The 9,389-nt window shown below is 24.7% G+C and carries 7 protein-coding genes; 6 read left to right on the top strand and 1 reads right to left on the bottom strand.

The annotated features are described in order from the left end of the window. The first annotated feature begins 694 nt into the window (after positions 1-694). The 4 genes from Q0087_RS07040 (at position 695) to Q0087_RS07025 (ending at position 7,345) form a co-directional block, all read left to right on the top strand. Positions 695-1,951 (top strand): cation:proton antiporter, encoded by a 1,257-nt coding sequence (locus tag Q0087_RS07040; protein ID WP_297898977.1) that lies wholly within the window; start codon positions 695-697, stop codon positions 1,949-1,951. A gap of 575 nt (positions 1,952-2,526) precedes the next feature. Further along, the gene (locus tag Q0087_RS07035; RefSeq protein ID WP_297898976.1) at positions 2,527-3,885 is read left to right on the top strand and encodes an ATP-binding protein; all 1,359 of its coding nucleotides are present in this window, start codon (positions 2,527-2,529) and stop codon (positions 3,883-3,885) included. Continuing rightward, a complete protein-coding gene (locus Q0087_RS07030) occupies positions 3,885-4,862 on the top strand; it encodes a VWA domain-containing protein (RefSeq protein ID WP_297898975.1) in 978 nt (325 codons plus the stop codon). Before Q0087_RS07035 ends, Q0087_RS07030 begins: the two co-directional genes overlap by 1 nt. A 116-nt stretch (positions 4,863-4,978) precedes the next feature. Next, positions 4,979-7,345 carry a VWA domain-containing protein gene (locus Q0087_RS07025; RefSeq protein ID WP_297898974.1) on the top strand — a complete coding sequence of 789 codons (2,367 nt, stop codon included), beginning with the start codon at positions 4,979-4,981 and terminating at the stop codon, positions 7,343-7,345. 70 nt (positions 7,346-7,415) lie between these two features. Here the strand turns inward: Q0087_RS07025 and Q0087_RS07020 are convergent, their stop codons facing one another. Continuing rightward, the gene (locus Q0087_RS07020; protein WP_297898973.1) at positions 7,416-8,084 is read right to left on the bottom strand and encodes a hypothetical protein; all 669 of its coding nucleotides are present in this window, start codon (positions 8,082-8,084) and stop codon (positions 7,416-7,418) included. A 180-nt stretch (positions 8,085-8,264) separates the two neighbouring features. Between Q0087_RS07020 and Q0087_RS07015 the strand changes: the two genes are divergently transcribed. Both Q0087_RS07015 and Q0087_RS07010 read left to right on the top strand, forming a co-directional pair. Then, the gene (locus Q0087_RS07015; protein ID WP_297898972.1) at positions 8,265-8,792 is read left to right on the top strand and encodes a DUF367 family protein; all 528 of its coding nucleotides are present in this window, start codon (positions 8,265-8,267) and stop codon (positions 8,790-8,792) included. Positions 8,793-9,169: 377 nt separating this feature from the next. After that, the coding region (locus Q0087_RS07010; RefSeq protein WP_297898971.1) for a hypothetical protein at positions 9,170-9,389 on the top strand (220 nt) is incomplete at its 3' end.

Genomic DNA, 9,389 nt, shown 5'->3' with positions numbered 1-9,389 from the left:
ATAAATTTAAAGGAAAAATAAAAGAAAAAAAAGAAAAAATTATGAGTCACCCTCATTTTTTATTTTTATTCTTATTCATTATTTTTTATTCATAATTTTTTATTTTAAATTAAAAAATATATTTTAGTAAAAATTCATTATTATTGTTTTTTTATTGAGAATAATACTTTATTTTTTATATTTTTCTGGTTATATTTTGACAAAATGAATGAAAATTATGTATAATCCTATAAATTATTATTTATTTATGGAACACTGTTTTTTCATGGTATTACCAAAACTTTTATATATCATAATATTTACTATAATATTATAATCCGATATAAGAAAAAGGTTTCCTATTTCCTTACATATAATATAAACTATTGAATAATCATAAATAAATTTATATTGAAAAATTAGGGACTAATTACTTAAAAATTTAATATTAGTCCATTGAAATTATTATAATTATATTTAAATTTAAAATATTCCAAAATAAGAAGTAATATTTTACTAAAATATATATTAATTCATAATAATCTATATGAATAAATAGTAAATATTTAAAAATTTTATAATTTCTAAAATATTCAAAGTATTTTAAAATTTATAATAAATTTTCAAATTGATTATCCTTTTTGAAAATTTTATAAAATCTAGATATTTAAAAGATTTATGTTATATATTATAATTTTAGAGAGGCATGAGATAAGTGGAACAAATAATTTTAAGTTTAGCTATTGTAATGCTATTGGGAGTTTTATGTATAAAATGTTTTGATAGGCTAGGTGTGCCTGCATTTTTAGGATTCTTACTAATTGGTATTTTACTTGGACCCTATGCAATAAATATTTTGAATATTGAGTTTATGGGGTTAACTCAAGAAATTGCAACTTTAGCAATGGTAATTTTACTTATTAGAGCAGGTTTGGGGCTTAGTCGGGATGCACTTCGTAAAGTTGGGAGGGTCGCTGTTGAAATGAGTTTTATACCCTCTGTATGTGAAGGAATATTGGTAATGATAGTTGGCCACTATTTCCTTGGAATATCATTTATTGAATCTGGGATGTTAGGTTTCATTTTGGCTGCTGTTTCACCAGCAATACTTGTTCCAAGAATGCTTAATTTAATTGATAAAGGTTTAGGTGCTAAAAGGAATGTCCCATCAATACTTTTAACAGGTTCATCTGCGGATGATGTTGTAGCTATTACAATTTTTTCTGTATTTTTGGGAATGTATACTGGAGGAAATATAAATATTGCTTGGAGTATAGCTAGTATACCAATTTCATTAATATTGGGTGTTTTAACAGGATTTGCAACTGGTCTTGTCTTGTTATATGCATTTAAAAAGTGGAACTTTTCAGACATTGAAAAATTATTTGTCACACTTGCAACAGGAATCCTTCTTAATTCGGTTGGTGAAGCTTTACAAGGAAGAATACCATTAGCCGGACTTGTTGGAGTAATGGTTATTGGTTTCTTATTATTAGATCGTATGCCTAAGGTTGCATTAGGGTTATCAAATAGATATTCAAATTTGTGGATAGCTGCGGAAATAGTAATTTTTGTACTTCTTGGTGCTCAATTGGAACTTCCATTACTTATTGAAACTCCTGAAGGTTTATTTGCTCCAGTGATTATATTGGGAATACTAGTTATTTGTATGGGATTAATAGCTAGATTTGGTGGTGTTTATATGGCTTTAGCAGGATCTGGACTTAATAATAAGGAAAAATTATATTGCATGGTTTCTTATGTTCCAAAAGCAAATGTGCAAGCCACAATAGGTGCTGTGCCTTTAGCTGCAGGAGTGGCATCTGGAGAATTAATATTAGCTATTTCTGCTATAGCAATAATTTTTACAGCTCCTTTAGGGGCTCTTTTGATGGATTTCCTTAAAGATAAATTATTGACTAAAGATGATGATTTTGATAGTTCAAATGCAATAAAGTTCACTCATCATTAATTTTTTTATTTTTTCTATCTAAATTATTTTATTTTTAAATATTTTAATTATTTTTATTTTTTCTTTCTAAATTATTTAGGAAATACTAAGCTATGATAAATTTAAAAAAATAATTAATATGAGTAGATTATAACTTACTTATAAAAAAATTTCTTTTTCTATGATATTTTTAATTCAATATTTTTAATTTTTTATAAGTTATAGTAATATTATTTCTAAAATCATTTGTTTATAATAAAATAAATATACAATAAAAATAATATATAATTTATATTTAATATACAAAAATACAAAGAGAATAAACTGAATTTTATCAAAAAGATAAATTAGTAATAATAAATAGTATAAATAATTATTTATGATAATAAGTAATTATTTAATCTAATAATTAATTTTTAGATTACGAAATATCGATTTAAATATAAAAGATAAATTTAAATAAATAAAACAAATTTCTAATCCTAAAAGATAATTTTTAATAGTCTAAACTACTTTATTAAATATTAAAATGATTTTAAAAGTATAAATTAATGATTATAAATAATTCCTAAAATAATTATATTATTGGTGAAATTATGAAGAAGAATGTTTTTCCTTTTACAGCTATTGTTGGTCAGGATAAGATTAAGAAGGCTCTTATTTTGAATGCTATTAATCCTTCGATTGGAGGGGTGCTTATTAAGGGTGATCGTGGTACTGGTAAGACTACTGCGGTTAGAGCTTTGGCTGATCTTTTGCCTGAAATTGAGGTTGTTGAAGATTGTGCTTTTAATTGTGATTTGAAATCTTATAGGGAGTTTGAGTTGTATAAAGTTAATGATAAGGGTTTGGAGGAAGATGTTCTTTTGGTTAAGAAGCCTATGAGGGTGGTTGAGTTGCCTCTTGGTGCTACTGAGGATCGTGTTGTTGGTTCTCTTGATATTGAAAAGGCTCTTCATGAGGGTATTAAGGCTCTTGAACCAGGTATTCTTGCTCAAGCTAATCGTAATATTCTTTATATTGATGAGATTAATCTTTTGGATGATCATCTTGTTGATGTTTTATTGGATGCTGCTGCTTATGGTGTAAATACTATTGAAAGAGAAGGAATTTCAATATCTCATCCTTCTAAATTTATATTAATTGGAACAATGAATCCTGAAGAAGGAGAGCTAAGAGGACAATTATCAGATAGAATAGGTCTTGAAATTGAAGTTGAAGGAATTTCTAATATTGAAGATAGAATAAAAATAATGAAAAGAAGAGAAGCTTTTGAAATTGATCCGACGTCTTTTATAAAAAAATTTGATAATGAACAAAAAAATCTCCAAAATAAGATAATTAAAGCTCAAAAAATATTAAATGAAGTAACTATTGATCAGAAATTATTAGAAGTAATAGCTAGAATTTCATTAGAACTTGGTTCAGAAGGTCATAGGAGTGATATTAATATTTTAAAAACATCAAAAACAATTGCTGCTTTTAATAACAAATTAAATGTTGATTATGATGATTTAAAGGAATCTATTTCTCTTGTTCTTGTTGAAGATTCATTACTTAATCAAAGAATTCAAAAAATTAGAAATGACATTGAAAAGAGAGAAAATGAAAAAAAAGAAAAATTAAACAAAGATAATTTAAATAATAATGAACTTCAAAAAAAAATTGAAGAACAACTACATGAGTCATTAAATGATAAATTAAAAAATATAAAACAAAATCAAGATAATCAACTTATAAATAATGATTTAAATGTTTCAGATAGTGATGATTCAAATATCAATGATTCTGATATTATTGAATTAGGGGAAGGGAATCCTAAAGAAAAAAATTTTATAAATACAAATAATTTTGAAAATAAAGACGAATTTAATTCTAAAATCAATCAAGGGGAAAAATTAGAAAATTTTAATGATTTTGATCTTGATGGGAAGCTTGATATAAAAAAATATTAATGATTGAGGGAGTTAAACGAGAAAAACTTTATGGTAAAAGAATTAATTCTCAAAGTAAAAAGGGCAAATATGTTAAAAGCAAAATATCGAATAAATTTGATGATATAGCTATCGATGCAACTTTACGTGCATCTTTGTTAAAAAATAAAAATAATTCTCAAAAGCTTAAAAAAAGTAATAAAAATATTAAAACTAGTCATTTAAAAGTGGATATAAAAAAAGAGGATTTAAGAGAAAAAATAAGAAAACATGGGGCAAAATTATCTGTTGTACTAGTTGTGGATATGAGTGGATCCATGATTGGTGAAGAAAAATTAAACAGGATAAAATTAATAGTTCAAAAAATAATTTCAAATATCCAAGCTAATAAGGATAAACTTGCAGTTATTGGTTTTAAAGGTAAAGATTCAGAGGTTATAATTCCAAATACTAATAATCATAATTCTTTTTTAGAAAAACTTAATAATATAACTGTTGGAGGGACAACTCCAATGGCTGCGGGACTAGTAAAGGGTTTAGAAGTTTTGAAGAAAGATTTTAATAAAGAAGAGTATATTCCTATGATGATGATTCTATCTGATGGTATAACTAATGTAAGTTTGGATAGGTCTAATAATCAAATATTAAACAATAATAAAAATTTAAAAAGTAAACTTAATTTAAATAATAAAGAAATTATAAGTAATCCTATTAATGATGTCTTAAAAATTGGAGAAGAAATAGCTAAATATAATATTCATACTGTTATTGTTAACTTTGAAAAAGAAAAAAGTAAGGGTCGAAGTGTTAATAAAGAGTTAGCTTTTATAACAAGTGGGAATTTTTATGATCTTGAAGCACTTGGTAATACATTAACAAATGATATATTTGAAGTAGAAGATGTTGATATAAATTCTATGTCATTTGGTTCTTTTAAGAGTGATTTGTCAGATATGGTTTTAGAAAAAATAATTGATTATGAGAGAGAAAATCTTTAATTTTCGAATTTTTTATTTGTAAATTACTTTTTTTCTTTGCAAATTAATTTTTTTTATTTCTAAATTACTTTTTTATTTTTTTATTATTATAATTTTAAGAATATAATGTGGTTATCATGAAGAAGAATGTTTTTCCTTTTACAGCTATTGTTGGTCAGGATAAGATTAAGAAGGCTCTTATTTTGAATGCTATTAATCCTTCGATTGGAGGGGTGCTTATTAAGGGTGATCGTGGTACTGGTAAGACTACTGCGGTTAGAGCTTTGGCTGATCTTTTGCCTGAAATTGAGGTTGTTGAAGATTGTGCTTTTAATTGTGATTTGAAATCTTATAGGGAGTTTGAGTTGTATAAAGTTAATGATAAGGGTTTGGAGGAAGATGTTCTTTTGGTTAAGAAGCCTATGAGGGTGGTTGAGTTGCCTCTTGGTGCTACTGAGGATCGTGTTGTTGGTTCTCTTGATATTGAAAAGGCTCTTCATGAGGGTATTAAGGCTCTTGAACCAGGTATTCTTGCTCAAGCTAATCGTAATATTCTTTATATTGATGAGATTAATCTTTTGGATGATCATCTTGTTGATGTTTTATTGGATGCTGCTGCTTATGGTGTAAATACTATTGAAAGAGAAGGAATTTCAATATCTCATCCTTCTAAATTTATATTAATTGGAACAATGAATCCTGAAGAAGGAGAGCTAAGAGGACAATTATCAGATAGAATAGGTTTGAAAATTTCTGTATCAGGAATTGAGGATATTGAAGATAGAATAGAAATCATGAAAAGAATTGATGATTTTGAAAATAACTCTGAAAAATTTATAGCTAAATATCATAATGATGAAAAGAAACTTCAAAAAAGGATTGTTAAAGCAAGAGAACTTATTTCATCAGTTATTATTAGTGATGAATATGTTGAAATAATAGCTAGAATAAGCAGGAATCTTGATATTGAAGGCCATAGGAGCGACATAACGATTCTTAAAACAGCCAAAACAATAGCTGCATTTAATAATCATTGGAAAGTATCTATTGATGATCTTGAAGAAAGTATATATCTTGTTTTAGGCGAAATTGACCAATGTGATAATAATCAAATCCAAAATCAAATTCAAAAAGCTCAAAATGATATGGATCAAAAAAATCTAGAAAATGATTCTAAAGATAATGAAGATTTTAATAATCAAGATAATTTTAATCAATTAGATGATGATCTTGAAAATGAAGATTCAGAAAATAATGAAGATAATGATAATTCTATGATTTCTGAAAGTAAAGGTAATGATAATGATATAGATAACAAAAAAAATGGAGATAATGAATCAAATAATAAAAATAGTAATAATAATCAAGATGGTGAATCTAATGAAGATAATCCTAATGAAAATTTAGAAAATGAATCAAACTTGAATAATAATCCTAATAATGATTATGGAGATCAAAGTCAAATTCAGGGAGAAGTTAATGAATCTGATTATTCTGATGATGAATATCAAGTTGATTATAATGAAAACAAATCTGAAAAAGATTTAGAAGAATTTGAAATGGAATCTCTCGAGAAAGATATTCGAAAAATGTTAGTAATGGAAGGTAGGGAAAAAGAAAAGTTTTATGGTTCTAGGGTTAATTCTAAAAGTGAAAAAGGAAAATATGTAAAAAGTCAATATGCTTCAAATGTTTCTACTTCGGATATCGCTATTGATGCTACAATACGTGCAGCTGTTTTAAATTCTAAGAAGTCTAAAAAGCCAAAAAATCCTAAAAATAGTATTTATAATAATTATGCTAAATATAATAGTGATAATAATTATGCTAAATATAATAATAATAATAATAATAATTTGAAAATTAATGTAAAAAATGCAGATATTCGTAAAAAAATTAGGAAACATAAAGCAAGAGCAAGTATAGCTTTAGTAATTGATATGAGCGGATCTATGTTAGCTGAAAAGAAAGTTAATAAAATACGGGGTATATTAGAGAGAATAATTAAAAATATAAATAGAAATAGGGATAAATTAGCAGTTATAGGTTTTAAGGGTAGGGAATCTGAGATTATAATTCCAAATACTAAACGACCTAGTTCTTTTCTAGATAAACTTGATAATATTACTGTTGGTGGAACTACACCAATGGCTTCGGGAATTGAAAAAGCTATTGAAATACTTAAAAAAGAAAATAAAAAAGGAGAATTTATCCCAATGGTAATCATACTTTCTGATGGAATGCCTAATGTTGGTATAAATGATAGTAATAACAAAAAAGTTCGTGGAAGTCCTATAAATGATGTTTTAGCTATGGGTGAAGAGTTAGCTGAAAATAAAATATATACTATTATAATTGATTTCGAGAAAAAGCATAAACATGGACGTAATATAAATATGGAATTAGCATTTCTAGCTAATGGTAGATATTATGATTTAGAGGATGTTTATAATCCAGATATTGCTATAGACAAAATATTAACTTATGAACGTAATATATTATAAATATTATTTTTTTAAATTTGTTTTGTTCTATTTTCATTTTCTTATTTTATTCTATTTTCATTTTCCTATTTTATCTTAATTGCATTGTTTTTAATATTTCATTAAATAATATTTTGTCCTTTTTTTTAAGTTCTCTATCGCAATAAAATATAAAAACATATGTATTAGTCTTATTTTTTTGAACTATAACTAAATAATGCCAATAATCAGCCTTTGTACTAGTTAATGAATAGGCTTTTTTACCATCAACTGTAAGTTTAACAGGTTGTTTAAACCTTTCAATTTTTTGAATTTTTAACTCTTCATCTAATGAATTATCGGAGATATAAAAAATTAGGCCATCATCCCAACGACTTAAATATTCTTTTTGATATAAACTTAAAATTTTATTTAATTGATCAAAATTCCAATAATTAGGATATAAAAATGATATACCATTTTTTTTATAAATTTTTGTATTATTAATATTATTAATTAAATCTTCTCCATTATTTGTATAATTATTATAATTTTTAAGTGAATAATTTTTAAATGAATCATTTTTTGAAGAATAATTTGTTGTAAAGGTTGTAGAATTATCAGAGGTAATATTAATTTTAGCTATAGGCTGTTGATTAGTTTTTCCTTCTAAAGTTATTTTTATATCATTTAAAGTGTTATTAATATCTTCAGTATTTGAAGTAGCTATTATAATTCCTAATATTACTAAAATTATAATTAATAACATTGATTTATCCATTTATTCCATATCCTGTTTTAATTTTTTAATAATATACTACTTATTATATATTTTAATCTTAATTATAATTTCTGTTTGTTTTTTGTATTTTTTCATATATTATTTTAAATAATAATACTATAAAAACAGCATATTATTCATTCATTAAATTTATTATGTATAAAATTATAAATTAAATCAATGAAAAGATCAAATATAACTATTTTTCATGCAGGTGAATGTGATAGAAAAAAATGTACTGCATTTAAATTAGAAAAACAAAAAAAATCGAAAATAGTTTATAATATTAATCAAATCCCGCATGGAGCTATTATATTAAATCCTTTTTCAGATAAATCTGTTTCTCCAGAGGATAAACATTTCATTGAGAAAAAAGGCATAGTTGGGCTTGATTGTTCTTGGAATAAAGTTTCTTCATCAGCAAAATTTTTCTCACTTACAAAATACCATAGAAGTCTTCCTTTTTTAATAGCTGCGAGTCCAGTTAACTATGGTAAACCATGTAAACTTTCAACAGCTGAAGCAATAGTTGCAACTCTTTACATCACTGGATTTAAAGAGGAAGCAAAAAATATTATGAATGGATTTAAATGGGGCCATACTTTTATTGAATTGAATAAAGAACTTCTTGAATCTTATAGTAATGTAAAAAATAGTTCGGAAGTAGTAGCTATCCAAAATGAATTTTTGAAAGAACATGAAAAATAATGATTTTATCTAGTTCTCTTTTTTATTATATTTTTTAAAATTTACCAATATTATACAATTTCTTTATGTTTTCTTTAGACTTAATTGCAATGTCCTTTTCTTTACATTTTTCAATTATAATATTATTTTTTGTATTTTAAGTAGTCATGTTTATATAGTATAATTTTATATATTGTATATTAGTAGTGATTGTTTTCTTTTATTTTTCCTAATGATAAAAGACATTTTAAAGATTGTTTACAAATCTCTTTTTTTGTTTGAAATTTTTGGTTTTTTATTATTAATGGGATTATAAAGATTTTTTTTATAATATTTACTTGTTTAAATTCTATTTTATATGTATAATATATTTATTAAAGTAATTGGGTTGTAATTTTATGGAAGGAGTTCATTATCATAAACGTGATAAATGTTGGAATGCTAATCTCCAGATTGGTGGTGTTAGAACTTATTTAGGATCTTTTAAAAATCGCTATGGTGCTATGCATATGGTGATAATTAAAAGTGAGGAACTTGGTTTTTATTATAAAAAAGCAGGGTGGGAATATAAAAACTATTTTAAATGGTTAAAATCTCAACAAAAAGAAGTAAGATTGG

Origin of the sequence: uncultured Methanobrevibacter sp., from assembly GCF_937881195.1 — an archaeon.
Classification (GTDB): domain Archaea; phylum Methanobacteriota; class Methanobacteria; order Methanobacteriales; family Methanobacteriaceae; genus Methanobinarius.
The sequence above is the reverse complement of the archived record's forward strand: the minus strand, read 5'-3'. Positions and strand labels throughout refer to the sequence as shown.